Origin of the sequence: Streptomyces pactum (assembly GCF_002005225.1) — a bacterium.
Classification (GTDB): Bacteria; Actinomycetota; Actinomycetes; order Streptomycetales; family Streptomycetaceae; genus Streptomyces; species Streptomyces pactum_A.
On the sequence record NZ_CP019724.1, the window covers coordinates 6,450,781 to 6,477,538 of the forward strand.

General features: G+C 71.0%; 20 protein-coding genes. 12 read left to right on the top strand and 8 right to left on the bottom strand.

The features are described from left to right. Nucleotides 1-125: 125 nt before the first annotated feature. From B1H29_RS27635 to pgi, 7 genes are all read left to right on the top strand, one after another. Entirely contained in the window at nucleotides 126-3,080 is a 2,955-nt protein-coding gene (locus tag B1H29_RS27635) for a M14 family metallopeptidase (protein ID WP_055416358.1), read from the top strand. Between the two features lie 227 nt (nucleotides 3,081-3,307). Next, a complete protein-coding gene (gene gap / locus B1H29_RS27640; RefSeq protein ID WP_055416357.1) occupies nucleotides 3,308-4,315 on the top strand; it encodes a type I glyceraldehyde-3-phosphate dehydrogenase in 1,008 nt (335 codons plus the stop codon). Between the two features lie 142 nt (nucleotides 4,316-4,457). Next, nucleotides 4,458-5,669, top strand: a complete 1,212-nt coding sequence (locus B1H29_RS27645) for a phosphoglycerate kinase (RefSeq protein WP_055416356.1) — start codon at nucleotides 4,458-4,460, stop codon at nucleotides 5,667-5,669. Between the two features lie 5 nt (nucleotides 5,670-5,674). Beyond that, on the top strand, nucleotides 5,675-6,451 hold the full coding sequence (gene tpiA / locus B1H29_RS27650) for a triose-phosphate isomerase (RefSeq protein ID WP_055416355.1): 777 nt from the start codon (nucleotides 5,675-5,677) through the stop codon (nucleotides 6,449-6,451). A gap of 135 nt (nucleotides 6,452-6,586) precedes the next feature. Continuing rightward, nucleotides 6,587-6,823 carry a preprotein translocase subunit SecG gene (secG, locus tag B1H29_RS27655; RefSeq protein ID WP_079160504.1) on the top strand — a complete coding sequence of 79 codons (237 nt, stop codon included), beginning with the start codon at nucleotides 6,587-6,589 and terminating at the stop codon, nucleotides 6,821-6,823. A gap of 200 nt (nucleotides 6,824-7,023) precedes the next feature. Then, nucleotides 7,024-7,359 (top strand): RNA polymerase-binding protein RbpA, encoded by a 336-nt coding sequence (locus tag B1H29_RS27660; RefSeq protein WP_003976875.1) that lies wholly within the window; start codon nucleotides 7,024-7,026, stop codon nucleotides 7,357-7,359. 101 nt (nucleotides 7,360-7,460) lie between these two features. After that, complete coding sequence (pgi, locus tag B1H29_RS27665; protein ID WP_055416353.1) at nucleotides 7,461-9,113, top strand: glucose-6-phosphate isomerase; 1,653 nt, start codon at nucleotides 7,461-7,463, stop codon at nucleotides 9,111-9,113. 33 nt (nucleotides 9,114-9,146) lie between these two features. Here pgi and B1H29_RS27670 read toward each other — a convergent pair whose 3' ends face one another. The 3 genes from B1H29_RS27670 to B1H29_RS27680 all read right to left on the bottom strand — a co-directional run bounded on the left by B1H29_RS27670 (nucleotide 9,147) and on the right by B1H29_RS27680 (nucleotide 12,998). Beyond that, nucleotides 9,147-11,630 carry an ABC transporter permease gene (locus B1H29_RS27670; protein WP_055416352.1) on the bottom strand — a complete coding sequence of 828 codons (2,484 nt, stop codon included), beginning with the start codon at nucleotides 11,628-11,630 and terminating at the stop codon, nucleotides 9,147-9,149. A gap of 64 nt (nucleotides 11,631-11,694) precedes the next feature. Continuing rightward, nucleotides 11,695-12,486, bottom strand: a complete 792-nt coding sequence (locus tag B1H29_RS27675) for an ABC transporter ATP-binding protein (RefSeq protein ID WP_055416351.1) — start codon at nucleotides 12,484-12,486, stop codon at nucleotides 11,695-11,697. Continuing rightward, nucleotides 12,483-12,998, bottom strand: coding sequence for a PadR family transcriptional regulator (locus B1H29_RS27680; RefSeq protein WP_055416350.1), 516 nt, complete (start codon nucleotides 12,996-12,998; stop codon nucleotides 12,483-12,485). Before B1H29_RS27680 ends, B1H29_RS27675 begins: the two co-directional genes overlap by 4 nt. Before the next feature lie 162 nt (nucleotides 12,999-13,160). On the opposite strand from B1H29_RS27680, the gene B1H29_RS27685 reads away from it, so the two are divergent. From B1H29_RS27685 to B1H29_RS27705, 5 genes are all read left to right on the top strand, one after another. Next, the gene (locus tag B1H29_RS27685; RefSeq protein WP_055416349.1) at nucleotides 13,161-14,432 is read left to right on the top strand and encodes an ABC transporter substrate-binding protein; all 1,272 of its coding nucleotides are present in this window, start codon (nucleotides 13,161-13,163) and stop codon (nucleotides 14,430-14,432) included. A gap of 181 nt (nucleotides 14,433-14,613) precedes the next feature. Continuing rightward, nucleotides 14,614-16,236 carry a glycoside hydrolase family 13 protein gene (locus B1H29_RS27690; protein ID WP_055416348.1) on the top strand — a complete coding sequence of 541 codons (1,623 nt, stop codon included), beginning with the start codon at nucleotides 14,614-14,616 and terminating at the stop codon, nucleotides 16,234-16,236. A 35-nt stretch (nucleotides 16,237-16,271) separates the two neighbouring features. Next, nucleotides 16,272-17,600: an ABC transporter substrate-binding protein gene (locus B1H29_RS27695; protein WP_055417676.1), complete on the top strand. Its 1,329-nt coding sequence runs from the start codon at nucleotides 16,272-16,274 to the stop codon at nucleotides 17,598-17,600. Between the two features lie 6 nt (nucleotides 17,601-17,606). Then, on the top strand, nucleotides 17,607-18,971 hold the full coding sequence (locus B1H29_RS27700) for a carbohydrate ABC transporter permease (protein WP_055416347.1): 1,365 nt from the start codon (nucleotides 17,607-17,609) through the stop codon (nucleotides 18,969-18,971). A gap of 10 nt (nucleotides 18,972-18,981) precedes the next feature. Continuing rightward, a complete protein-coding gene (locus tag B1H29_RS27705; RefSeq protein ID WP_055416346.1) occupies nucleotides 18,982-19,821 on the top strand; it encodes a carbohydrate ABC transporter permease in 840 nt (279 codons plus the stop codon). A 150-nt stretch (nucleotides 19,822-19,971) separates the two neighbouring features. Here B1H29_RS27705 and pgl read toward each other — a convergent pair whose 3' ends face one another. From pgl to tkt, 5 genes are read right to left on the bottom strand one after another with little or no spacing between them, the layout of a single operon-like run. Beyond that, nucleotides 19,972-20,754 carry a 6-phosphogluconolactonase gene (gene pgl, locus B1H29_RS27710; protein WP_055416345.1) on the bottom strand — a complete coding sequence of 261 codons (783 nt, stop codon included), beginning with the start codon at nucleotides 20,752-20,754 and terminating at the stop codon, nucleotides 19,972-19,974. Beyond that, entirely contained in the window at nucleotides 20,751-21,806 is a 1,056-nt protein-coding gene (opcA, locus tag B1H29_RS27715; RefSeq protein WP_055416344.1) for a glucose-6-phosphate dehydrogenase assembly protein OpcA, read from the bottom strand. Before opcA ends, pgl begins: the two co-directional genes overlap by 4 nt. Then, complete coding sequence (gene zwf / locus B1H29_RS27720; RefSeq protein ID WP_055416343.1) at nucleotides 21,803-23,326, bottom strand: glucose-6-phosphate dehydrogenase; 1,524 nt, start codon at nucleotides 23,324-23,326, stop codon at nucleotides 21,803-21,805. The genes opcA and zwf overlap by 4 nt, the downstream gene beginning before the upstream one ends. A gap of 4 nt (nucleotides 23,327-23,330) precedes the next feature. Continuing rightward, entirely contained in the window at nucleotides 23,331-24,449 is a 1,119-nt protein-coding gene (tal, locus tag B1H29_RS27725; protein WP_055416342.1) for a transaldolase, read from the bottom strand. A 34-nt stretch (nucleotides 24,450-24,483) separates the two neighbouring features. Then, the gene (gene tkt, locus B1H29_RS27730) at nucleotides 24,484-26,586 is read right to left on the bottom strand and encodes a transketolase (protein ID WP_055416341.1); all 2,103 of its coding nucleotides are present in this window, start codon (nucleotides 26,584-26,586) and stop codon (nucleotides 24,484-24,486) included. Nucleotides 26,587-26,758: the final 172 nt, after the last annotated feature.

Genomic DNA, 26,758 nt, shown 5'->3' on the forward strand with positions numbered 1-26,758 from the left:
ACCCGCACCGGCTTTCGCGTGTCCTGACGCACTCTTGACTCGATCATGAGCTGTCATGAGCCTGGCATCTGTTCGCTGCTGTGGCGAACCCAGGCCTGTTGGGCAGGCCCCATCTAGGGGGGTTCATGAGACGAAGAGCGAGATCGATCCTCGCCGTCGGCGCGCTCCTGATCGGCGGAGCGGGCTTCGCACCCGTCGCCCAGGCACGACCCGCGGCCCCCGCGACCGCGGACGCCGACGAGGTGAAGGTCTTCCGTGCCGATGTGACCCAGGAGCAGGTACCCCTGCTGCTGGCCGCCGGCCAGGACGGCCACGAACTCGGTGAGCGGGTCCCCGACGAGGGCACGGCCACCGTCGAGGTCTACCTCACCGACCAGCAGGCCGAGAAGCTCGGGAAACAGGGCGTCGACCTCGAGGAGCACACCCTCTCCACCCGGGCCGAGGAACGCGTCGAGGACGCCGCCGAGGGCGTCTTCCGTCCGTACGGCGGCAGCGGAGGGCTCAAGGAGGAGATCCTCCGGACCGCACAGGAGCACCCCCGGCTCACCAAGGTCGTCTCCATCGGCAAGACGGTGAACGGCCAGGACATCCTCGCGCTCAAGCTCACCAGACACGCGGACAGGACGAGGGACGGCTCCAAACCCGCCGTCCTCTACATGTCCAATCAGCACGCGCGCGAGTGGATCACCCCCGAGATGACCCGGCGGCTGATGCACCACTACCTGGACAACTACAAGAAGGACCGGCGGATCAAGAAGCTGGTCGACTCCACGGAGCTGTGGTTCCTCCTGTCGGCCAACCCCGACGGCTACGACTACACGTTCGAGAGCACCGACAACCGCCTGTGGCGCAAGAACCTGCGTGACGTCAACGGCGACGGCACCATCGGCACCGGCGACGGCGTCGACCTCAACCGCAACTTCGCCTACAAGTGGGGCTACGACGACGAGGGCTCGTCCCCCAACCCCACCGGCCAGACCTACCGCGGCGCCGGCCCGAACTCCGAGCCCGAGACCAAGGCCCTGGACGCCTTCCAGAAGCGGATCGGCTTCACGTACGGCATCAACTACCACTCCGCCGCCGAGCTCCTCCTCTACGGGGTCGGCTGGCAGGTGGCCACGGACACCCCGGACGACGTCCTCTACAAGGCGCTCGCCGGCACCCCCGGCAACTCCGCGATCCCCGGCTACCTCCCGCAGGTCGCCTCGGAGCTGTACACCACCAACGGCGAGGCGGACGGCCACGCGGCCAACGTCAACGGCATGGCGATGTTCACCCCCGAGATGTCGACCTGCCAGACCATCTCCGAGCAGGACCCGGACGACGAGTGGGACCCGCGCGACTGCCGGTCGGGCTTCAACTTCCCCGACGACGAGAAGCTGATCCAGGAGGAGTTCGCGAAGAACATCCCCTTCGCCCTCTCCGTCGCCGAGACCGCCGCCCACCCCGACCGGCCGTCCTCCGCGGTCGGCCTGGAGGCCGCCGACTTCACCCCGGCCGAGTTCACCACCTCCTACTCGCGCGGCGCCGACCAGGAGGTCTCCGTCGTCGTCCGCAAGTCGGTGCGGGACAAGGAGCTGAAGTACCGCGTCAACGGCGGACGCGTCCACGACATGGCCCTCCGGCCCTGGCGGGGCGGTGAGACGTACGGCGGTGAGGACAACCTCTACTTCGACGAGTACCGCGCCAAGGTCAAGGACGGCGACCGCGGTGACCGGGTCGAGGTCTGGTTCACCGGCGAGACGAAGAAGGGCAAGCGGACCGAGAGCGAGCACTTCACGTACACGATCGCCGAACGGCCCCGCGCGGACGTCCTCGTCGTCGCGGAGGAGGGCGCGAAGGCCACGCGGGCGCAGACCTACGTGGACGCCCTCAAGACCAACGGCAAGCGGGCGGCCGTCTGGGACGTCGCCGCGCAGGGCGCGCCCGACGCGCTCGGCGTCCTCGACCACTTCGACACCGTCGTCCACTACACCGGCGCCGCGGTACCCGGCAACGCCACCCAGCTACAGCTCCGTGCCTTCCTCAACGAGGGCGGCAGGCTGATCGAGGCGGGGGAGCGGGCCGGCGGCAGCGTCGACCTGGGCGGCGGCACCCTGTCCGACGACTTCAGCCAGTACTACCTGGGCGCCTACACCCGTACGTCGACCCCCGGGGCCACCGGGTTCACCGGCTCCGGCAAGCTCGACGGGACCGCCGGCGCGCTCGGTGACGCCCCCGGCAACCCGCTGGACACGGCCGGAACCTACAGCGTGACCTCGGACCAGTTGCCCGCCGACACCTACCCGCAGTTCGCGAGCGAGGGTGCCGGGAAGTTCGCCGGGACGGTCAACCCGTACGGGCCCTACGCGGGCGAGTGGATGGCCGCCGCCGTCCACACCGACGACGCCTACAAGCGGCTCACCCGCACCGTCGACCTCACCGGGGTCAGCGCCGCCGACCGGCCCACACTGCGCACCCGGCTCCTGTGGGACACCGAGCGCGGCTACGACCACGCCCTGGTCGAGGCGCACACCACCGGCGCCGACGACTGGACCACGCTCCCCGAGGCGGGCGGCGCCACCGGCGCGGCCGTGCCGGCGGAGTGCGCGGCCGGGTACTACATGGGCGAGCACCCCTGGCTGGAGCACTACCTGACCCTGTCCGACGACGGCTGCGCCGCCACCGGCACGACCGGGAAGTGGAACAGCCTCACCGGCTCCTCCGGGGGCTGGCGGCAGGTCGAGTTCGACCTGAGCGCCTACGCGGGCGAGTCCGTCGACGTCTCGATCGCCTACGTCACCGACCCCGGCAGCGGCGGGCGCGGCGTCCTCGCCGACGAGGCCTCGCTCGTCGTCGGCGGCACGGCCACCACGACCGAGGGCTTCGAGACCTCGCTCGGTGCCTGGCGGGTCGCCGGGCCGCCCGCGGGCAGCCCCGCCGTACTGAAGGACTGGACCCGCACCGGGACCCTGTTCCAGACGTACGGCGCGGTCACCACGGACGACACGGTCCTGCTGGGCTTCGGCCTCGAGCACCTCACCGAGCCGGCCGCCCGGGCGGCCCTGGTCCGGCAGGCGCTGCGTGCCCTGGATGAGTGAGATCCGGGTCGCTGGGGACTGACACGGTGTAGCGATATCGGGTGATCGGTCCCCGTGGCCCAGGGCGGTCCGTACCCCTACTGGCGGGTACGGACCGCCCTGCCGGGTATGGGGCGTCTCGATGTCACCCCCGAGGCCCCGGAGAGGTAGGGTCGGAGGTGGTCGGGGACATCCCAAATACAGCTCGCCGGCACATCGGGCCGGCGTACCAACGAGGAGATCGGTTCGTGACGATCCGCGTAGGCATCAACGGCTTTGGCCGCATCGGTCGTAACTACTTCCGCGCGCTGCTGGAGCAGGGTGCAGACATCGAGATCGTGGCTGTCAACGACCTGGGTGACACCGCGACCACCGCCCACCTGCTCAAGTACGACACCATCCTCGGCCGCCTCAAGCAGGAGGTCTCGCACACCGAGGACACCATCACCGTCGGCGACAAGACCATCAAGGTCCTCGCCGAGCGCAACCCCGCGGACATCCCGTGGGGCGAGCTGGGTGTCGACATCGTCATCGAGTCGACCGGCATCTTCACGAAGAAGGCCGACGCCGAGAAGCACATCGCGGGCGGCGCGAAGAAGGTCCTCATCTCGGCCCCGGCCAAGGACGAGGACGTCACCATCGTGATGGGCGTCAATCAGGACAAGTACGACCCGGCGAACCACCACGTCATCTCCAACGCCTCCTGCACCACCAACTGCGTGGCGCCGATGGCCAAGGTCCTCGACGAGAACTTCGGCATCGTCAAGGGCCTGATGACGACGGTGCACGCGTACACGAACGACCAGCGCATCCTGGACTTCCCGCACAAGGACCTGCGCCGCGCCCGTGCCGCCGCGGAGAACATCATCCCGACCACCACGGGCGCCGCCAAGGCCACCGCGCTGGTCCTGCCGCAGCTCAAGGGCAAGCTGGACGGCATGGCCATGCGCGTCCCGGTCCCGACCGGCTCGGTCACCGACCTCGTCCTGGAGCTCGGCCGCGAGGTCACCAAGGAAGAGGTCAACGCCGCCTTCCAGAAGGCCGCCGAGGGCGAGCTCAAGGGCATCCTCGAGTACACCGAGGACGCGATCGTCTCCTCGGACATCGTCAACGCCCCGGCGTCCTGCACCTTCGACTCGTCCCTGACCATGGTCCAGGACGGCAAGAACGTGAAGGTCATCGGCTGGTACGACAACGAGTGGGGCTACTCCAACCGCCTCGTCGACCTCACGGTCTTCGTCGGCAACCAGCTCTGATCGACTCGGAGCCGGCAGGCACCGCGATGCGGTGGCAGGGCTCGGGCAGCGCAAGGTCGCGCTGCCCGAGCCCTGCGTCGCGTCCGCGGCGACCGGCCCTCGTAGGATCACGAGCGATCACGAGAACCCAGGAGCCCTCTGCATGAAGACGATCGACGAACTGCTCTCCGAAGGCGTCGCGGGCAAGCGAGTCTTCGTCCGCGCCGACCTGAACGTGCCGCTGGACGGCACCACCATCACCGACGACGGCCGCATCCGCGCCGTGGTGCCCACCGTCAAGGCCCTGGCCGACGGGGGCGCGCGCGTGATCGTCGCCTCGCACCTGGGCCGCCCCAAGGGCGCCCCGGACCCGGTCTTCTCCCTCGCCCCGGCCGCCGCCCGCCTCGGTGAGCTGCTCGGCGCGGACGTCGCCTTCGCCGAGGACACGGTCGGCACCGCCGCCGAGGCCGCCGTGAACGGCCTCGCCGACGGCCGGGTGGCGGTCATCGAGAACCTGCGCTTCAACCCGGGCGAGACCAGCAAGGACGACACCGAGCGCGCCGCCTTCGCAGACAAGCTGGCCGGCCTCGCGGACGTCTACGTCGGCGACGGCTTCGGCGCGGTGCATCGCAAGCACGCCTCGGTCTTCGACCTCCCCAAGCGCCTGCCGCACTACGCCGGCTACCTCATCGCCACCGAGGTCGGCGTCCTGAAGAAGCTCACCGACGACGTCGAGCGCCCCTACGTCGTCGCCCTCGGCGGGGCCAAGGTCTCCGACAAGCTCGCCGTCATCGACCAGCTCCTCGGCAAGGCCGACCGGCTCCTGATCGGCGGCGGCATGGCGTACACCTTCCTCAAGGCCCAGGGCCACGAGGTCGGCATCTCGCTCCTCCAGGAGGACCAGGTCCCGGTCGTCAAGGAGTACATGGAGCGCGCGGAGAAGAGCGGCGTCGAGCTGGTCCTGCCCGTCGACGTCCTGGTCGCGACCGAGTTCCCGGACCTGAAGACCAAGGCCCCGGCCAACCCCGCCACCGTCGCCGCGGACGCCATCCCGGCCGACCAGGAGGGTCTGGACATCGGTCCCGAGACCCGCAAGCTGTACGCCTCGAAGCTCGCCGACGCGGCCACCGTCTTCTGGAACGGGCCCATGGGCGTCTTCGAGCACCCCGACTACGCCGAGGGCACCAAAGCGGTCGCCCAGGCCCTCGTCGACGCCCCGGGCTTCACCGTGGTCGGCGGCGGCGACTCCGCCGCGGCCGTGCGTACGCTCGGCTTCGACGAGAACGCATTCGGCCACATCTCGACCGGCGGCGGCGCCTCCCTCGAATACCTCGAGGGCAAGACGCTCCCCGGCCTCGCCGCACTGGAGGACTGACCTCAATGACCACCCGCACGCCGCTGATGGCGGGCAACTGGAAGATGAACCTCAACCACCTCGAGGCCATCGCCCACGTCCAGAAGCTCGCCTTCGCCCTCGCGGACAAGGACTACGACGCCGTCGAGGTCGCCGTCCTCGTCCCCTTCACCGACCTGCGCTCGGTGCAGACCCTGGTCGAGCACGACAAGCTCAAGATCAAGTACGGCTCCCAGGACGTCTCCGCCCACGACGGCGGCGCCTACACCGGCGAGATCTCCGGCCCGATGCTGGCCAAGCTCCGCTGCACCTACGTCGCGATCGGCCACTCCGAGCGCCGGCAGTACCACGCGGAGACCGACGAGCTGGTCAACGCCAAGGTCAAGGCCGCCTACAAGCACGGCCTGACCCCGATCCTGTGCGTCGGCGAGGAGCTGGACGTCCGCGAGGCGGGCAACCACGTCGCCCACACCCTCGCCCAGGTCGAGGGCGGCCTGAAGGACCTCCCGGCCGAGCAGGCCGAGACCGTCGTGATCGCCTACGAGCCCGTGTGGGCCATCGGCACCGGCAAGGTCTGCGGCGCCGAGGACGCGCAGGAGGTCTGCGCGGCGATCCGCGGCAAGATCGCCGAGCTGTACTCGCAGGAGCTCGCCGACAAGGTCCGCATCCAGTACGGCGGCTCGGTCAAGTCCGGCAACGTCGCCGAGATCATGTCGCAGGCCGACATCGACGGCGCGCTGGTCGGCGGTGCCTCGCTGGACTCGGACGAGTTCGTCAAGATCGTCCGCTTCCGCGACCAGTAGGCCGGCGCCGGTCGTCCGGCAGATCGACCGGTGAGTATGCGGTAGCGGCGATACGTCGTACCCTTGCGGGGGCATGGTGGCCCACTGTCACCGTGCCCCCGTCGTTCATCCGAATCCGAGGAAGTTGGTCCAGCCGTGGTTTTGGGGTTCTCGATCGCCCTGATCGTCTTCAGCCTGCTGCTGATGCTGCTGGTGCTGATGCACAAGGGGAAGGGCGGCGGCCTCTCCGACATGTTCGGTGGCGGCATGCAGTCCTCCGTCGGCGGCTCCTCGGTCGCCGAGCGCAACCTCGACCGGATCACCGTGGTGGTCGGTCTGCTGTGGTTCGCGTGCATCATGGTGCTCGGTCTGCTGATGAAGGCGAACAACTGACACACCCCGCACTTCCACACGTAAAGCCCCATGTTCGGTACGCGCCCGACGGCGCCGCCTATCATGGGGCTTGCGTCTGGGCGTTCGGGCTTGTAACTCCAACCACTGGACGCGCGTTGGGCCTTACGTAGACTGAGGCGCTCGCAGCGAAGCGAAACGCCGACTCGCTTCGCGGCACCATCACGCAGGGAGTTACGACCGTGGCAAGTGGCAACGCGATCCGGGGAAGCCGGGTCGGGGCGGGGCCGATGGGCGAGGCCGAGCGTGGCGAGTCCGCGCCGCGCCTGCGCATCTCCTTCTGGTGCTCCAACGGACACGAGACGCAGCCGAGCTTCGCGAGCGACGCACAGGTCCCGGAGACCTGGGACTGCCCGCGCTGCGGCTTCCCCGCCGGACAGGACCGGGACAATCCGCCGGACCCGCCGCGCACCGAGCCGTACAAGACCCACCTCGCCTATGTGCGCGAGCGGCGCAGCGACGCGGACGGCGAGGCGATTCTCGCCGAGGCGCTCGCCAAACTGCGGGGCGAGATCTAGACCGGCCTCCTTCAGGCTCCTTCGGTCGTCTTCAGTGCTGATCAATTAGGTTGGAACAGCCGGGAGAGCTGGGACACCTACGAAGAAGGCTGAAGTCCGACATGAACGCAGACGGCCGTACCAGGCTCAACCAGAAGCCCGAATGGACCGCGCTGGCGGGGCACCGCGAGGAGCTCGGCGAGGTGCGGCTGCGCGAGCTGTTCGCCGCCGACCCGGGTCGCGGCACCGGCTGCACGCTCCGGGTGGGAGACCTGTACGTCGACTACTCCAAGCACCTCGTCACCGAGGAGACCCTGCGGCTGCTGCGGGAGTTGGCCGCCGCCACCGACGTGTTCGGGCTGCGCGACGCCATGTTCCGCGGCGAGAAGATCAACACCACCGAGCACCGGGCGGTGCTGCACACCGCGCTGCGCGCCCCGCGGGACGCGGTGATCGAGGTCGACGGCGAGAACGTCGTCCCCAAGGTGCACGCGGTGCTCGACAAGATGGCCGGCTTCGCCGACCGCGTCCGCTCCGGGGAGTGGAAGGGCCACACCGGCAAGCGCATCAGGAACGTCGTCAACGTCGGCATCGGCGGCTCCGATCTGGGCCCCGCCATGGCCTACGAGGTGCTGCGCGCCTTCACCGACCGCGAGCTGACGGTCCGTTTCGTCTCCAACGTCGACGGCGCCGACCTGCACGAGGCCACCCGCGACCTGGACCCGGCCGAGACGCTGTTCGTCATCGCCTCCAAGACCTTCACCACCATCGAGACGGTCACCAACGCCACCTCCGCCCGGACCTGGCTGCTGAAGGCGCTGGATGACGAGGCCGCCGTCGCCAAGCACTTCGTCGCCCTGTCGACCAACGCCGAGAAGGTCGCCGAGTTCGGCATCGACACGGCCAACATGTTCGAGTTCTGGGACTGGGTCGGCGGTCGCTACTCGTACGACTCGGCGATCGGCCTGTCCCTGATGATCGCCATCGGCCCCGGCCGCTTCCGCGAGATGCTCGACGGCTTCCACCTCGTCGACGAGCACTTCCGCACCGCCCCGGCCGAGTCCAACGTCCCGCTGCTCATGGGCTTGCTGGGCATCTGGTACGGCAACTTCCACGACGCCCAGTCGCACGCGGTACTGCCGTACTCGCACTACCTGTCGAAGTTCACCGCGTACCTCCAGCAGCTCGACATGGAGTCCAACGGCAAGTACGTCGACCGGGACGGGCGCGAGGTGGACTGGCAGACCGGGCCGGTCGTGTGGGGCACGCCCGGCACCAACGGGCAGCACGCCTACTACCAGCTCATCCACCAGGGCACGAAGCTGATCCCGGCGGACTTCATCGGCTTCGCCGAGCCGGTCGCCGAGCTGAGCGACGAGCTGAAGGCCCAGCACGACCTGCTGATGGCCAACTTCTTCGCCCAGACGCAGGCGCTCGCCTTCGGCAAGACGCCCGACGAGGTGCGCGCCGAGGGCGTCCCGGAGGAACTGGTCCCGCACAAGACCTTCAAGGGCGACCACCCGACGACCACCATCCTCGCCCGCGAGCTGACCCCGTCCGTGCTCGGCCAGCTCGTCGCCCTCTACGAGCACAAGGTGTTCGTCCAGGGCGCGGTGTGGCACATCGACTCCTTCGACCAGTGGGGCGTCGAACTCGGCAAGGTGCTCGCCAAGCGCGTCGAACCCGCCCTCACCGAAGGCGCCGAGGTCCCCGGCCTGGACGCCTCCACCAAGGCACTGGTCGCCGCCTACCGGGAGCTGCGCGGCCGGCGGTGAGGGGCGCGGGACGCGGTGGCCCGGCCGGTCCGGTCAGGCCACCGCGCTCAGGGTGTCCGCGAGGCGGCGCCGGGCCGCCCGTGCCGACGGTACGGCGGCCAGCGCCGCGGCGCCGAGCACGGCGGTCGTGCCCAGGAGGGTGAGGAAACCGGGGGAGGGGGCCTGGGCGATGCCCGCGCCGATGCCGCTGGAGGCGCCCTGGGCGTCGATCAGCCAATGCGCGAGCGGCAGCCCGAGGGCGGCGGCGAGGAGCACGGCCGCCAGGGCGGTGCACGCGGTGGCCGTGACGGTGATGCCGGTGATCTGGCGCGGGGACAGGCCGATCGCCTTGAGGGCGAGCAGGTCCCGCTCGCTCTCGCGGACGGTGCCGCCGATCGCGGTGAGCAGTTCGATCAGCCCGATCAGCGCGAGTACGGAGATCAGCCCGAGGACGACTCCGCGCAGCGGGGAGAGACCGTCGGCGGGGTTCGCCACCGTATGCACGTCGAGCCTGCCGTCGCCGGCCGCGGCGAGCCGCCCGGCGACCTGGCCCGGGTCGGCGCCGGGGTGCAGCCGGAGCTGGTAGAGGGTCGGGCTCAGACTGGGGTCGTTCTCCCTGAGGGTGTCGAGGGAGGTCGAGATGACCCGGCCGGCGTTCTCCGGCTCGATGCTGCGGCCCACGATGTGCAGGATCTGCGGCTGGTCGCCGACGGTCATCCGCACCCAGTCGCCGACCCGCACCTCAAGCAGGTCGAGCAGCCCCTGCCCGGCCACCGCCTCGTCCGGTCCGTGCGCGCGGCGGCCCTCGGCCAGGGCGTACGGGTAGGGATCCGCACGGGTGCCGAGCCCGCGCAGCGCGATGGTCGCGGTCTGGCCCGGTACCAGGGCGGCCACCTCGACGCCCGGGTAGGCGGCGGCGACCTGGGGGTCGCGTTCCAGCAGGGCGCGGGTGCCGCGGTCGCCGAGACCCGCGTCGGCGCGGACGGAGAGGGCGGTCGGCAGGCCGATCTGCTCGGGCCGGCTGTGGAAGCGGTCGATGGTGGTCCACGCGCTCATCGCCACCACGATCAGCAGCAGCGGCAGCGTGAGGCGGGCGACCGTGGCGAGCGAGCGCGGGTGGCGCGTGAACGCCTTGTGCCAGCCGAGGACGAGCGCGGGCGGCACACGCACCTCGACCTCGCGCACCTCGTCCTCACGCACCTCGACCTCGGTTACGTCGGGGCGCCGTGCGCCGGTGGGGCTCGCACCGGCGGGCCGTCGGCCGGTGTCCCGCTCCCCGGGGCCCGGCTCATCGGCTTCGTGCCGGCCGGCCGCCCGTCCGGCGGGTGCCTGGACGCCCCGCCCCCGCACCCGCACCCGGAGCACCCGCAGCCCCAGCGCCCTGCGTGCCGCACCGGACAGCCGACCGCCCTGCGCCGCTGCCGGACGCGGCACCGGAACCGGCGGTACCCGCCCCGCCCGCCAGGCCGCGAGCCCGGTGGTGGCGCCGATGAAGAGCACCGCGCCCGCCGGTACGGCGAACAGCGCGACGGTGTGTCCGGGCAGGCCCTGCCACACGCCGACCGCGTCCCCGAGCCGCCCGGGGACGCGGCTGCCGAGGGCCTGGGTGAGCGCGGCGGCGGCCACCGCCCCGAGCAGGGCGTAGGCGAGGTGCTGGAGCAGGAAGACCCGGACGACCTGGCCGGGGGTGAAGCCGATCGCCTTCAGCACGGAGATGTCCCGCAGATGACCGCGGATCCGGGTGCCGATCGCCCCGTGCACCGCGAGCCCGGCGGCGAGCAGCGCGCCCAGTCCGAAGAGGCCGAGGACCTGGCCGAGCAGCCGGTTGTCGCCCTGCGCCTCCGCCCGGGCCTGCTGCCAGGTGGAGACCTGCCCGATCGCACCGGCGCCCAGCGCGGTCACCGCGCGCTGCACGGCGTAGTCCGTGTCCCCGGGATCCGTCAGCCGCAGTCCGATCACCTGGCCGCCCGGGTCGGGCACGGCGGCCGGCGGCGCCCAGACGAGGCCCGGTTGCTCGCCGGGCCGGTAGCGGCGTTCGGGGCTGTCGGCGACGCCGAGCACCGTCAGGGTCCGTTCGGTGCCGGGCAGGGTGAGGGTGTCGCCGGGCTGGGCCAGCAGCGCGCGGGCGAGGCGGCTCTCCAGGACCACCCCGTCGGGATCGGCCGGGTCGAGCCACTGTCCGGCGGTGAGCAGCGGGCGCCCCACGTCGGGCTCGTCGGCGGTGCCGCGCAGCTCGACGGAGGCGCGGCTGCCGCGCACGGTGACGGTGGCGGCGGCGGTGGGGTAGGGACCGGCGACGGACTGGACGCCGCCCAGACCGGCCAGCCTGCCGGTGTCGGCCGCGGTGTCGGTGTGCAGCCAGACGTGGGCACCGCGGGCCTGCGTGAAGACCCGCTGCCAGGGATTGGTCGCGTAGCCGAACAGGGCCGTGGCCAGCAGCAGCGAGGCGACGACGCCCGCGGTGGCGAGGACGAGGAACAGCGCTTCGCCCCGGTGCGTGCGCAGATCCGAGTGGGCCCAGCGCAGGGTGGCTCGCACGGGCCTCAGTCCCCGGGCGCGCGGTGCGCGCGGTGGTCGTACGTCCGCGGGCCGGTCACCGCGGTCAGTCCTTGAGTTCCAGCACGGCGGACGCCCCGGACCGGCGGCGCGGTGGCGTGCCGGTGTCCAGTTCGGCGTCGTCGGCTATGCGTCCGTCGAAGAAGCTGATCACCCGGTCCGCGGCGCTCGCGAGCCGTGCGTCATGGGTGACCAGCAGGATGGTCTGGCCGCGCTGGTGGAAGCGGGACAGCAGCCGCTTGACCTCGCGGGTGCCCTTGCTGTCCAGGCTGCCCGCCGGTTCGTCGGCCAGCAGCAGCGGCGGATGGTTGACCAGGGCCCGGGCGAGCGCCACCCGCTGCTGCTCGCCGCCGGACAGCTCACCGGGCATGCTGCGCTCCTTGCCCGCCAGGCCCAGCTCGGCGAGCAGCTCCTCCCGCTCCGCGCGCGCCCGCTTGGGCGGCAGACCGGCGAGCAGGGCGGGCAGCTCCACGTTGTCCGCGACGGACAGTCCGGAGACCAGGTTGAAGAACTGGAAGACGATCCCGATGCGCTTCCTGCGCTCGACCGCCCAGCGCGCCTCGCTGTACGCGTCCGTGCAGGCGCCGTCCAGCCAGAGGCTGCCGGCGTCCGGACGCTGGAGGCCGCCGAGCAGATGCAGCAGCGTCGACTTCCCGGCGCCGGACGGCCCGGTGATCGCCACGAACTCGCCCCGCCGCACGCACAGGTCGACCCCCCGCACGGCGTGCGCCGGAGCACCCTCGCCGTGGTGCGTCTTGACCAGGCCCTCGGCGAGCAGCACGGGGGCCGGGTCCTCGCCCGCCCCGGGGATCACCGCAGAGCCGACCCCAGCACTCACTCCAGTTCCTCCAGCTCTTCCTGACACCGTTCCAGCCAGTCGAGGTCGGCCTGCAGGTGCAGCATCGCGCCCTCGATGAGGAGGTGGGCGACGCGGTTGTCGCGGTCTTCGGCGGCGGCCAGTCTGGAGAGCTGCCGCATGGTGTTCAGGTACTGCCGCCGCTGTCTGTTGATGAGGGAGACCTGGTCGGCGAGCCCGGTCTGGGGCGCCAGGGCGAGCTTCATGAAGAACTCGTCCCGCACCCGCGGCTCGTCCGCCGTCTCCTCGTACCAGGCCCGCAGTTCGTCGCGCCCGGCTTCGGTGAGGTGGTAGACCTTCTTGTTGGGCCGGCTCGACTGCTCGATGTCCTCGCCCTCGATCAGCCCCGTCTTCTCGAGGCGGCCGAGGGTGACGTAGATCTGGCCGACGTTCGGCTGAGGGTACGCGGAGCCCAGCAGTTGCTCAAGGTCCTGCTTCAGCTCGTAGCCGTGGGCCGGACCGCGGGCCAGGAGAGCCAGGAGGTGCAGGCGCACTCAGCCGTCCTCCCGCTTCTGCTCGAGTCCCCGGATGTGCTCCAGGCCCTAGTATCGCGCATACCTAACAGGTATACATGGCCCCTGACCCGGGCGAGGAAGCCCGGTGCCGGTGGGCGGGCGCGTGCCGGCCGGTGTACGAGGTCGCACAGGGAGGAACCTATGCGGTGGATCCACGCCGCCGGTAGGGGCCTCCTCGTCCTCGTCGTGATCCTGACCGGTTACGCCGCGTCCGGCGCCCGCGCGGGCGAGGCCGCCGCGGACGGGCGGGGGCCGCTCACCCTGGCCACCGCCGGTGACCTCACCGGCTACCTCGGCCCGCTGCTGGAGGGCTGGAACCGCGACCATCCCGACGAGAGGGTCACCCTCGTCGAACTGCCCGACTCCGCCGACGAGACCCGCGCGCAGATGGCCACCGACCTGCGCGACGGCGACCGGCACCGCTTCGACGTCCTGAACATCGACGTCAACTGGACCTCCGAGTTCGCCGCGGCGGGATGGATACGCCCGCTGCCCCGCGACCGGTTCCCGCTCGGCGCCTTCCTGCCGCCGGTCGTCGGCACCGCGACCTACGACGGGCGGCTGTACGCCGTCCCGTACGTCACCAACGCCGGTCTGCTCCTCTACCGCAAGGACGTCCTCGCCGCGGAGGGCGTCCCGCCGCCGCGCACCTGGGCCGAACTGGAGCGGTACGCCGAGACCATCGCCCCGAAGCACGGCCTCGACGGCTACGCGGGCCAGTTCCTGCCCTACGAGGGCCTCACCGTCAACGCCGCCGAGGCCGTCTACTCGGCCGGCGGCAGCATCCTCGGCGACGAGGGCGAACGCGTCACCGTCGACTCCGCGGCGGCGCGCGAGGGCATCGGCTTCCTGGCGCGCGGGGTGCGCGAGGGCTGGATCGCGAAGGACGCCCTGACCTACAAGGAGGAGGAGTCCAAGCAGGCCTTCCAGGACGGCCGCCTGCTCTTCCTGCGCAACTGGCCCTACGCCTACGTCGGCGCCTCGGCCCCGGAATCCGAGGTCGCCGGGAAGGTCGGCGCCGTACCGCTGCCCGGACCCGACGGCCCCGGGACGAGCGTCCTCGGTGGCTCCAACCTGGCCGTCGCCGCCCACGCCCGGCACCCCGACTCGGCCGCGCGCCTCATCGCGTACCTCACCGGCGAGCGCGTCCAGCGCCAGGTCCTCACCCGCGGCGCGCTGCCGCCCGTACGGGCCGATCTCTACGAGGATCCCGAGCTCGTCGAGGCGTTCCCGTACCTGCCGACCCTGCGCCAGAGCGTGCTCACCGCCGCGCCGCGCCCCAAGAGCCCGCGCTACGACCAGGTCAGCCTGGCCGTGCAGGCGGTCGTGCACGACGCGATGAGCGGGCGGCAGACGCCCGAGGCGGCGGTGCGCCGGCTGGCGCGCGAGCTGGCAGCGATCTCGAAGCACTGACCCTTTCTAGTTACGTGTTAGGTAACGCCGACATCTCATCTGACCCCTCGGTGCGAGGAAAAGTCGGTACATAAACCCCCAACCTCTCAGTAGCTTCTGTTCTGTTCGTTGACACCTTCGCGACACCGCTACCTAACATGCATGCACAACAGCGACGGCACTCGACAGACAGGTCCTCGGGGTGAACAGGCACCACTGGTGGCGTGACGCGGTGATCTACCAGGTCTACGTCCGCAGCTTCCTCGACAGCACCGGCGACGGCGTCGGCGATCTCGCCGGTGTCCGCGCCGGACTGCCGTATCTGCGCAAGCTCGGCGTGGACGGGATCTGGCTGAGCCCCTTCTACCCCTCGCCGCAGCACGACCACGGCTACGACGTCGCCGACTACCGGGGCGTCGACCCGCTCTTCGGCGACCTCGACGAGTTCGACGCGCTGGTCGCGGCGGCCCGGCGGCTGGGCGTCCGCGTCCTGCTGGACATCGTCCCCAACCACTGCTCCAGCGAACACCCGTGGTTCCGCGAGGCGCTGGCGTCACCGCCCGGCAGCCCGGCCCGTGCCCGCTTCCACTTCGCCGACGGCCGCGGACCGGACGGCGACGAGCCGCCCAACAACTGGCACGCCATGTTCGGTGGACCGGCCTGGACCCGGGTGACGGAGGCCGACGGCCGCCCCGGCCAGTGGTACCTGCACATGTTCACGCCCGAGCAGCCGGACTGGAACTGGCGCACCCCCGAGGTCGCCGCCGAGTTCGACCGGATACTCCGCTTCTGGCTCGACCGGGGCGTCGACGGCTTCCGCATCGACGTGGCCGCCGGCCTCTACAAGCACCCCGAACTGCCCGACTCCCCGGACCCGGAGGCCGACGCCCGCACCCGCGACTCGGTCAACCCGCTCGCCTGGAACCGGCCCGAGGTGCACGACGTGTGGCGGCACTGGCGCGCGGTCTGCGAGGAGTACACCGCCCGCGACGGCCGCGAACGCCTCCTGGTCGGCGAGGTCTCGGTCCCCAGCGCCCGCGAACACGCCCGCTACGTCCGCCCCGACGAACTCCACCAGGCCTTCTTCTTCGACCTGCTCGGCGCGCCCTGGGACCCCGACGCCTTCCGCAAGGTCATCTCCGAGGCCATGCAGGACATCGCCGGGACCGGCTCCACGGTCACCTGGGTCCTCAACAACCACGACCAGGTCCGCACCGTCACCCGCTACGGCGAACCCGCCACCGAGGGCAGCGGCCTCGGCGCCGCCCGCGCCCGCGCCGCCGCGCTGCTGATGCTGGCGCTGCCGGGTGCCGCGTACATCTACCAGGGTGAGGAACTGGGCCTGCCCGAGGTCGTCGACCTGCCCGACGACGTGCTCACCGACCCGATCTTCCACCGCACCGGCAGCCGCGACCGCGTCCGCGACGGCTGCCGGGTGCCGCTGCCCTGGTCGGGACAGGCCTCCCCGTTCGGCTTCACCTGTGGCGACGGGAGCGCCAAACCCTGGCTGCCGCAGCCGGAGTACTTCGCCGAGTACGCCACCGACCGCGCCCTCGCCGACACCCGGTCCTTCTGGCACCTGTACCGCGACGGTCTGCAACTCCGCTCCGAACTGCCCCAGTTGGGCGAGGGCACCCTGCGCTGGCTCGACACCCCGCCCGGCGTCCTGGCCTTCGTCCGCGGCGACGGCCTGGTCTGCGCCGTCAACTTCGGCACCGCCCCCACGCCCGCGCCGGCCCCGGGCACCCCGCTGCTCACCAGCGGCCCCTGCCCGCCCGGCGTCCTGCCCGGCTCCACCGCCGCCTGGTGGATCGCCGACCTCTGACCTTCCCGACCCAACCCTCCGAAGGGACATCAATGATGATGCGACGACGTACCACCCTGCTCGCCGGCTGCACCACCCTCGTACTCGCCCTCGGCGCGACCGCCTGCGGCGGTGGCGGACCCGTCACGGCCGGCGGCGGTGACAAGGCGCTCAGCGGGCAGTCCGTCACCGTGGCCGGCGTCTGGTCCGGCACCGAGCAGGAGAACTTCCAGAAGGTGCTGGACGCCTTCACCGAGAAGACCGGCGCCGAGACCTCCTTCGTCTCCACCGGCGACAACGTCTCCACCGTCGTCGGCAGCAAGATCGAGGGCGGCAACGCCCCCGACGTCGTGATGGTCCCGCAGGTCGGCGTGCTCCAGCAGTTCGCCGGCAAGGGCTGGCTGAAGCCGCTGTCCAAGACGGCGCGGAAGTCCGTGGACTCCAACTTCGCGAACGTCTGGAAGTCGTACGGCAGCGTCGACGGCACCCTCTACGGCCTCTACTTCAAGGCCGCCCACAAGTCGACCGTCTGGTACAGCCCCGACGCCCTCGCCCAGGCCGGGGTCGAGCCGCCGAAGACGTACGACGAGATGCTGAAGGCCGGGCAGACCGTCTCCGACTCCGGGCTCGCCGCCTTCTCGGTCGCCGGGCAGGACGGCTGGACGCTGACCGACTGGTTCGAGAACGTCTACCTCTCCCAGGCGGGACCCGAGAAGTACGACGCCCTGGCCGCCCACGAACTGAAGTGGACCGACGCCAGCGTGGTCGAGGCGCTCACCACCCTCGGCAAGCTCTTCAAGGACAAGCAGCTCATCGAGGGCGGCCAGAAGGGCGCCCTGAACACCGACTTCCCGGGCTCGGTCGAGAAGGTCTTCGGCCCGAAGCCCGAGGCCGGCATGGTCTACGAGGGCGACTTCGTCGCCGGGGTCGCCAAGGACCAGTTCGGCAAGAAGATCGGCGAGGACGCGAACTTCTTCCCGTTCCCGGCGGTCGACGGGGGCGAGGCACCGGTGGTCAGCGGCGGTGACGCGGCCGTCGTCCTGGAGGACGGCAAGAACTCCAAGGCCGGCATGGCGCTCCTGGAGTTCCTCGCGACGCCGGAGGCCGCGGCCGTGTGGGCCGAGGCGGGCGGCTTCCTCTCCCCGAACAGGAAGCTCGACCTCGCCTCCTACGGGAACGACGTCAGCCGGGCCACCGCCAAGTCCCTCGTGGACGCCGGCGACTCGGTCCGCTTCGACATGTCCGACCAGGCACCGGCGGCCTTCGGCGGCACCAAGGGCACGGGCGAGTGGAAGATCCTCCAGGACTTCCTGCGCGACCCCTCCGACCCGAAGGCCACCGCCGCCGAGCTCGAGGCCGCGGCGGCCAAGGCCTACAAGGGCTGACGGGCCATGACCTCGACCCTGGTGAAAGAGGCGAGTCCGCCCACCGCCCCCGGCCCGGCGCGCGTACGGCGCCCCCGGCGGCGCCGGGCGGCCGTCGCCCTGCTCTTCGTCCTCCCCGCGCTGCTCCTGCTGGGCGCGCTGGTCGTCTACCCCGTGCTGTTCTCCGTCGGGCGCAGCTTCTTCGACGCCTCGGGGACCCGCTTCGTGGGCGGCGACAACTACACCGAGATGTTCCGCGACCCGGCCACCCTCAAGGCCGTCCGCAACACGGCCATCTGGGTCGTCATCGCGCCCACCCTGCTGACCGGCCTCGGCCTGATCCTCGCCGTGCTGGTCGAGAAGGTGCGCTGGGCCACCGCCTTCAAGCTGCTCCTCTTCATGCCGATGGCGGTGTCCTTCCTCGCCGCCGGCATCATCTTCCGGCTCGCCTACGACCACGACCCGGACAAGGGCGTCCTCAACGCCGCCGTGACCGGCGTGCACGACGCCTTCGCCGGCACGTCGAGCTATCCGACCGCCCGGGCGCGCGAGGGGCTCGGCGGCGGCCTGACCAAGGGGGACGACGGCTCGTACCGGACGAGTACGAACGTGTCCCCGGGCGACACGGTGGCGCTCGGTCTGGTCGGGGTGCTCCCCGGCGACCTGCCGTCCGGCGCGAAGTCCGCGTACGACGCGGCGGGGCGCCAGGCCGCCGCCGGTGAGGTGAGCGGTGTCGTCTACCTGGACTTCACGCCCGGCGGGGGAGGGGAGCAGGGCCGGGTCGACCGGCGCGAGAGCGGACTGCCCGAGATGACGGTCGAGGCCGTGCGCGACGGCCGTACGGTCGCCACCACGGCCACCGCGGCCGACGGCTCCTTCCGCTTCGAGCAACTGGCCGAGGGCTCCTACGCCGTCGAGCTGCCCGCCTCGAACTTCGCCCCTCCCTACGAGGGCGTCTCCTGGCTCGGACCCGCGCTGGTCACCCCCGCGATCATCGGGGCGTACCTGTGGATCTGGACCGGGTTCGCGATGGTCCTGATCGGCGCCGGCCTGTCCTCCCTGCCGCGCGACGCGCTGGAGGCGGCGCGGATGGACGGCGCCGACGAGTGGCAGATCTTCCGGCGGATCACCGTGCCGCTGCTGGCTCCCGTGCTGACGGTCGTCTTCATCACCCTCGTGATCAACGTGATGAAGGTCTTCGACCTCGTCTACATCATCGCGCCCGGGCCCGTGCAGGAGGACGCGACGGTGCTCGCGACGCAGATGTGGCTGGTGTCGTTCGGCGGCGGCAACAACCAGGGGCTCGGCAGCGCGCTGGGCGTGCTGCTCCTGCTGCTCGTCGTCCCGGCCATGGTCTTCAACGTCCGCCGCTTCAAGAGGAGTCAGCGATGAGGAGTCAGCGATGAACGCCGTGCGGCGCTACCTGGGCAACGGGATCGTCCAGGCCTTCCTCGTACTCGTCGGCCTGGTGTGGATGACACCGCTGGCCGGGCTGTTCCTGTCCTCGCTGCGGTCCGCCGAGGACACGGCCGAGGGCGGCTGGTGGACCGCGCTCGCCAGCCCCGGGCAACTCTCCCTCGACAACTACTCGGCGCTGCTGGGTAACTCGGGCATCACCCAGGCCTTCTGGAACACGGTGCTGATCTCCGTGCCGACGACCGTGCTCGTCGTGGTCGTCGGGGCGCTGGCCGGATACGCCTTCGCGTGGCTGGACTTCCCGGGGCGCGAGGCGGTCTTCCTGCTGGTCGTGGCGCTGCTGGTGGTGCCCGTGCAGATCGGGCTGCTGCCGGTCGCGAAGCTCTTCGGGCAGCTCGGACTGTTCGGGACCATCCCCGGTGTGGTGCTCTTCCACGTGGCGTACGGACTGCCGTTCGCGGTGTTCCTGCTGCGGAACTACTTCGCCGAGATGCCCAAGGAGATGCTGGAGGCCGCGCGGATGGACGGCGGCAACGAGTGGCGGATCTTCACGCGGCTGGTGCTGCCGGTGGGGAAGCCGGCCCTCGCCAGCCTCGCCATCTTCCAGTTCCTGTGGGTGTGGAACGACATGCTGGTGGCGCTGCTGTTCGCGGACAGTTCGTCGCAGCCGTTGACGGTGGAGCTCCAGTCGCAGATCCGGCAGTTCGGCAGCAACATCGACGTGCTGGCGCCCGGGGCGTTCCTCTCGCTCGTCGTGCCGGTGGTGGTCTTCTTCGCGTTCCAGCGGCACTTCGTGCAGGGGGTCATGGCGGGGTCGGTGAAGTGACGGGTGGACGGGGCAGGGAGGGTTTTCGCCCTCGCCGCCCCTTCCCGCTCCCGTTGCCTGGAGCTGCCGCCCCCGGACCTCCGCGTCGGCCCTGACCCGGCCTCGTCCCCGAACGCCGGACGGGCCGGACTGTTCCGACGCGGGCGGGAACTATGCCGATGCGGGCGGATACAGCGACCTCGGCAATCGCGACGCCGCCGCCGTGTCCAGCAGCCACAGGGTCCGGGCCCGGCCCTGCGCGCCCGCCGCCGGGGCCTGGATCTCGCCCGTGCCGGAGAGGGCCATCGCGACCGCGTTCGCCTTGTCCTCGCCCGCCGCGAGCAGCCACACCTCACGGGCCGTGCGGATCGCGGGCAGGGTAAGGGAGACGCGGGTGGGCGGCGGCTTGGGGGCGCCGTGGACGCCGATCACCGTACGCTCCGTCTCCCGTACGCCCGGGTGCTCCGGGAAGAGCGAGGCCACGTGCGTGTCCGGGCCGACGCCCAGCAGCAGCACGTCGAAGGACGGCACCGCGGCGTGGTTCTCGGGGGCCGACGCCTCGGCCAGTTCCTGCGCGTAGGCAGCCGCGGCAGCCTCCACGTCCGAGCCGTGCGGGCCGTCCGACGCCGGCATCGCGTGCACCCGCTTCGGGTCCAGCGGCACCGAGTCGAGCAGCGCCTCGCGGGCCTGGGTGACGTTGCGCTCGGGGTCGCCCTCCGGCAGGAAGCGCTCGTCGCCCCACCACAGGTCCAGGCGGGCCCAGTCGATCGCGTCCCGGGCCGGGGACCCGGCGAGCGCCGCGAGCAGGCCGTTGCCGTTGCGTCCGCCGGTGAGGACCACGGAAGCGCTGCCCCGGGAGGCCTGCGCGTCCACGATCTTCGTGATCAGCCGGGCCGCCGCGGCCTCGGCCATCAGCTCCTTGTCGCGGTGCACGACCAGTTGGGGAGTGCTCACTTCGCCGCCTTCTTCACCGGTGTCTTCTCCCGCGCCGCGTCCTCCGCGGGAGCTTTCGCAGCCGTCTCGACGGGAGCGGCGACCGCGACGGCACCGTCGCCGGAGTCCCCTTTGCCGGGGGTGTCCGGCGAGTTCAGCCTGTTGACCCCGTACCGCAGCGCCGAGGCATAGGTGTCGTCCGGGTCCAGGCGGCGCAGTTCCTCCGCGATCAGCTCGGCCGTCTCGCGGCGCTTGAGCGCCACCGCGCGGGACGGCTGGCCCTGGATGGACAGGTTCGCCAGCGAGCCGTCGGCCCGGTCCAGCACGACCGGGCCGCAGTCGGTGTCCATCCGGACCGCCGTCAGACCCGGACCGTTCGACACCGAGCGCTGCACCGGTACGTCCAGCCGGTCCGCGAGCCACATCGCGAGCAGCTCACAGCTCGGGTTGTACTCCTCGCCCTCCACCTCGACCGCCTGCACCCGGCAGTCGACCTGGTCCAGGGCCGCCGCCAGCATCGAACGCCAGGGCGTGATGCGGGTCCAGGACAGGTCGGTGTCGCCGGGGGCGTAGGCGTCGGCGCGGGCGGCCAGCTCCCGTACCGGTTCCTCGCAGGCGTAGGTGTCGGTGACCCGGCGCTGGGCCAGCGCGCCCAGCGGGTCCTTGGCCGGGTCCAGCGGCGCGTTCACCGGCCACCACACCACGACCGGCGCGTCCGGCAGCAGCAGCGGCAGGACCACCGACTGCGCGTGGTCGACGACGTCGCCGTACAGCCGCAGCACGATCGTCTCGCCGGTGCCCGCGTCGGCGCCGAGCCGCACCTCGGCGTCCAGCCGGGACTTCGTGCGGTCCCGGGGCGAGCGCGAGACGCGCTTGATGACGACGAGCGTGCGTGAGGGGTGCTCGTGCGCGGCGTCGCTCGCGGCCTTCAGCGCGTCGTAGGCGTTCTCCTCGTCGGTGACGATGACCAGCGTGAGCACCATGCCGATGGCCGGCGTGCCAATCGCCCGCCGCCCCAGCACCAACGCTTTGTTGATCTTGCTGGCCGTGGTGTCCGTGAGGTCTGTCTTCATGGCCGGCGCCAGCTCCGTCCGTCTCGCTCGAGCATGTGGTCCGCCTCGACGGGTCCCCAGGTGCCGGCCGGGTACTGGGCCGGGGTGCCGTGCTCGTCCCAGTACTGCTCGATCGGGTCGAGGATCTTCCAGGACAGCTCGACCTCCTCGGTGCGCGGGAAGAGGTTGGCGTCGCCGAGCAGCACGTCCAGGATGAGGCGCTCGTACGCCTCCGGGCTGGACTCCGTGAAGGACTCGCCGTACGCGAAGTCCATGGACACGTCCCGGATCTCCATCGACGTGCCCGGCACCTTGGAGCCGAAGCGGACGGTGACGCCCTCGTCGGGCTGGACGCGGACGACGATCGCGTTCGAGCCGAGTTCCTCGGTGGCCGTGGAGTCGAAGGGGGAGTGCGGGGCGCGCTGGAAGACGACCGCGATCTCGGTGACCCGGCGGCCCAGGCGCTTGCCGGTGCGCAGGTAGAAGGGGACGCCCGCCCAGCGGCGGTTGTCGATGCCGACCTTGATCGCGGCGTAGGTGTCGGTCTTCGACTTCGGGTCGATGCCGTCCTCTTCGAGGTAGCCGACGGCCTTCGCGCCGCCCTGCCACCCGGCCGTGTACTGGGCGTGCACGGTGTCCCGGCCCAGGTCCTTGGGGAGGCGGACCGCGCCGAGCACCTTGGTCTTCTCCGCGGCCAGCGCGTCCGCGTCGAAGGAGGCGGGCTCCTCCATCGCGGTCAGCGCGAGCAGTTGGAGGAGGTGGTTCTGGATGACGTCACGGGCGGCGCCGATGCCGTCGTAGTAGCCGGCCCGGCCGCCGATGCCGATGTCCTCGGCCATCGTGATCTGGATGTGGTCCACGTAGGACCGGTTCCAGATCGGCTCGAACATCGTGTTGGCGAAACGGAGCGCCAGGATGTTCTGGACGGTCTCCTTGCCCAGGTAGTGGTCGATGCGGAAGACCTGGTCCGGGGCGAATACCTCGTGGACGATCGCGTTGAGCTCCTCGGCCGACTTCAGGTCGTGGCCGAAGGGCTTCTCGATCACCGCGCGGCGCCAGGAGCCGCTCGACTGGTCGGCGAGCCGGTGCTTCTTGAGCTGCTGGATGACCACGGGGAAGGACTTGGGCGGCACCGACAGGTAGAAGGCGAAGTTGCCGCCCGTGCCCTGCGCCTTGTCCAGCTCGTCGATGGTGCCGCGCAGCCGCTCGAACGCCTCGTCGTCGTCGAAGGTGCCCTGGACGAAGCGCATGCCCTGGCTGAGCTGCTGCCAGACCTCCTCGCGAAACGGCGTCCGCGAGTGCTCCTTGACGGCGTCGTGCACGACCTGGGCGAAGTCCTCGTGCTCCCAGTCGCGGCGGGCGAAACCGACGAGCGAGAAGCCCGGCGGCAGCAGACCCCGGTTGGCGAGGTCGTACACGGCGGGCATGAGCTTCTTGCGGGACAGATCGCCGGTGACGCCGAAAATGACCAGACCCGACGGCCCCGCGATACGCGGGAGCCGTCGGTCTGCGGGGTCACGCAGCGGATTGCTGCTCGACAATGTCTTAGCCCTCCGAGGGGGCGAGGCGCTTCAGCTCCGCCTCGGTCGACTTCAGCAGGTCGGTCCAGGAGTCCTCGAACTTGTCGACGCCCTCCTTCTCCAGCAACCGGACCACCTCGTCGTAGCCGATCCCGAGCTTCTCGACCGCGTCGAGGTCGGCGCGGGCCTGCTCGTAGGTGCCGGCGACGGTGTTGCCGGTGATCTCGCCGTGGTCCTCGGTGGCGAACAGCGTCGCCTCCGGCATGGTGTTCACCGTGTTGGGTGCGACCAGGTCGGTGACGTACATGGTGTCGCTGTACGCCTTGTCCTTCACACCGGTGGAGGCCCACAGCGGACGCTGCTTGTTGGCGCCGGCCTTCTCCAGGGCGTTCCAGCGGTCGGAGGAGAAGACCTCCTCGTACGCCTGGTAGGCGAGGCGGGCGTTGGCGACGGCGGCCTTGCCGCGCAGGGCCTTGGCCTCGTCGGTGCCGAGCGCGTCGATCCGCTTGTCGATCTCGGTGTCCACGCGGGACACGAAGAAGGACGCCACGGAGTGGATCTGCGAGAGGTCCAGACCGCGCTCCCTGGCCTTCTCCAGGCCGGTCAGGAAGGCGTCCATGACCAGTCGGTAGCGCTCCAGCGAGAAGATCAGCGTGACGTTGACGCTGATGCCCAGGCCGATGGTCTCGGCGATCGCCGGGATACCGGCCTCCGTCGCCGGGATCTTGATGAGCGTGTTGGGCCGGTCCACCAGCCAGGCGAGCTGCTTGGCCTCGGCGACCGTCGCCTTGGTGTTGTGCGCCAGGCGCGGGTCGACCTCGATGGAGACCCGGCCGTCCTTGCCGCCGGTGGCGTCGAAGACGGGGCGCAGGATGTCGGCGGCGTCGCGGACGTCCGCCGTGGTGATCATGCGGATGGCCTCTTCGACCGTGACCTTGCGGAAGGCGAGGTCGGAGAGCTGCTGGTCGTAGCCGTCGCCCTGGGAGATCGCCTTCTGGAAGATCGACGGGTTGGTGGTGACGCCCACGACGTGCTGCTGGTCGATCAGCTCGGCGAGATTGCCGGACGTGATCCGCTTGCGCGACAGGTCGTCCAGCCAGATCGCCACGCCTTCATCGGAGAGGCGCTTGAGTGCGTCTGTCATGGAAAATGCATCTCCTACGTGTCGTGTACGGGCGTCAGCGCTGGGCCGCGGCGATCGATTCCCGCGCGGCGGATGCGACGTTCTCGGCGGTGAAGCCGAACTCGCGGAAGAGCACCTTGCCGTCGGCCGAAGCACCGAAGTGCTCCAGGGAAACGATGCGGCCGGCGTCCCCGACGTACTTGTGCCAGGTGAGACCGATCCCGGCCTCGACCGCGACACGGGCCTTCACGGACGGGGGCAGGACGCTGTCCCGGTACCCCTGGTCCTGCTGCTCGAACCACTCCACGCACGGCATGGACACCACTCGGGTCGGCACACCGTCGGCCTGGAGCTGCTCGCGTGCCTCAACGGCGACGTGCACCTCGGAACCGGTGGCGATGAGGACGACCTCGGCCTCGGTGCTCTGCCCTTCGGGCCCTTCCGCCTCGAACAGGACGTAGCCGCCCTTGACCGCGTCCTCGTTGGCCTCGTACGTCGGCACGCCCTGGCGGGTGAGGGCGAGGCCGTGCGGCTGGCCCTTGCCGAACTCCTTCGTCCAGCGCCGCAGGATCTCGCGCCAGGCGATCGCGGTCTCGTTGGCGTCCGCCGGGCGGACCACGTTCAGACCCGGGATGGCACGCAGCGCGGCGAGGTGCTCGACGGGCTGGTGGGTCGGGCCGTCCTCGCCCAGACCGATGGAGTCGTGCGTCCACACGTACGTCACCGGCAGGTGCATCAGCGCCGACAGCCGCACGGCGTTGCGCATGTAGTCGGAGAAGACCAGGAACGTTCCGCCGTAGACGCGGGTGTTGCCGTGCAGCGCGATGCCGTTCATCTCGGCGGCCATCGCGTGCTCGCGGATGCCGAAGTGAATCGTGCGGCCGTACGGGTCCGCCTCGGGCAGCGGGTTGTCCGCCGGGAGGAAGGACGACGTCTTGTCGATCGTCGTGTTGTTCGAGCCGGCCAGGTCGGCCGAGCCGCCCCACAGCTCCGGGACGACCGCGCCGAGCGCCTGGAGCACCTTGCCGGACGCGGCGCGGGTGGCGACACCCTTGCCCGTCTCGAAGACCGGGATCTTCTCCTCCCAGCCCACCGGGAGCTCGCCCCTGGCGACGCGGTCGTACTCGGCGGCGCGCTCCGGGTTGTTGTCCCGCCACTGCTGGAAGGCCTTCTCCCACACGGCGCGGGCCGCCTGGCCCTTCTCCAGCGCCTTGCGGGTGTGGCCGATGACCTCGTCGGAGACCTCGAAGGTCTTCTCCGGGTCGAAGCCCAGGACCCGCTTGGTCGCCGCGACCTCGTCGTCGCCGAGGGCCGAGCCGTGCGCGGCCTCGGTGTTCTGGGCGTTCGGGGCGGGCCAGGCGATGATGGAGCGCATGGCGATGAAGGACGGCCGGTCGGTGACCTTCTTCGCCGCCTCGACCGCGTCGTAGAGCGCGTTCGGGTCCAGGTCGCCGTCCGGCTTCGGGGCGACGCGCTGCACGTGCCAGCCGTACGCCTCGTAGCGCTTGCAGGTGTCCTCGGAGACGGCGGTCTCGGTGTCGCCCTCGATCGAGATGTGGTTGTCGTCCCACAGCAGGACCAGGTTGCCGAGCTTCTGGTGGCCCGCGAGGGAGGAGGCCTCGGCGGAGATGCCCTCCTGGAGGCAGCCGTCACCGGCGATGCAGTAGATGAAGTGGTCGAACGGGGACTCGCCCTCGGCGGCCTCGGGGTCGAACAGACCGCGCTCGTAGCGGGCGGCCATCGCCATGCCCACCGCGTTGGCGACACCCTGGCCCAGCGGGCCGGTCGTCGTCTCCACGCCCGTGGTGTGCCCGTACTCCGGGTGGCCGGGGGTCTTGGAACCCCACGTCCGGAAGGACTCCAGGTCCGCCAGCTCCAGGCCGAAGCCGGCCAGGTAGAGCTGGGTGTAGAGGGTCAGGGAAGAGTGGCCGGCGGACAGCACGAAGCGGTCGCGCCCGACCCAGTCCGCGTCGGCGGGGTCGTGCCGCATCACCTTCTGGAAGAGGGTGTAGGCGGCGGGCGCCAGGCTCATCGCCGTACCCGGATGGCCGTTGCCAACCTTCTGTACGGCATCGGCGGCCAGGACGCGGGCGGTGTCCACGGCCCGCTGGTCCAGTTCGGTCCACTCGAGGTCTGTGGTGGTCGGCTTGGTGCTCACCCTGAGTCAGGGCTCCTCTCCACATGTCGGATGCCGGTGCACGTGGGCGCCCACCGGCTGCCGGCGCGTCCGTGAGTCGGCCGGCCGTTGTTGAGCCTACCCCCGTGAGTACGTGCGTTTTTCCGCTGGAAACCAGAGTGCCGGGACTCTTCACGATCCGCCTGCCGACTGG

What these genes read in the sequence shown, in the direction of transcription:
- tal (WP_055416342.1), bottom strand. Translation starts at nt 24,449, where the DNA reads ATGACAGACGCACTCAAGCGCCTCTCCGATGAAGGCGTGGCGATCTGG.
- B1H29_RS27635 (WP_055416358.1), top strand. Translation starts at nt 126, where the DNA reads ATGAGACGAAGAGCGAGATCGATCCTCGCCGTCGGCGCGCTCCTGATC.
- B1H29_RS27705 (WP_055416346.1), top strand. Translation starts at nt 18,982, where the DNA reads ATGAACGCCGTGCGGCGCTACCTGGGCAACGGGATCGTCCAGGCCTTC.
- B1H29_RS27695 (WP_055417676.1), top strand. Translation starts at nt 16,272, where the DNA reads ATGATGCGACGACGTACCACCCTGCTCGCCGGCTGCACCACCCTCGTA.
- B1H29_RS27700 (WP_055416347.1), top strand. Translation starts at nt 17,607, where the DNA reads ATGACCTCGACCCTGGTGAAAGAGGCGAGTCCGCCCACCGCCCCCGGC.
- opcA (WP_055416344.1), bottom strand. Translation starts at nt 21,806, where the DNA reads ATGAAGACAGACCTCACGGACACCACGGCCAGCAAGATCAACAAAGCG.
- pgi (WP_055416353.1), top strand. Translation starts at nt 7,461, where the DNA reads ATGAACGCAGACGGCCGTACCAGGCTCAACCAGAAGCCCGAATGGACC.
- B1H29_RS27645 (WP_055416356.1), top strand. Translation starts at nt 4,458, where the DNA reads ATGAAGACGATCGACGAACTGCTCTCCGAAGGCGTCGCGGGCAAGCGA.
- B1H29_RS27685 (WP_055416349.1), top strand. Translation starts at nt 13,161, where the DNA reads ATGCGGTGGATCCACGCCGCCGGTAGGGGCCTCCTCGTCCTCGTCGTG.
- tpiA (WP_055416355.1), top strand. Translation starts at nt 5,675, where the DNA reads ATGACCACCCGCACGCCGCTGATGGCGGGCAACTGGAAGATGAACCTC.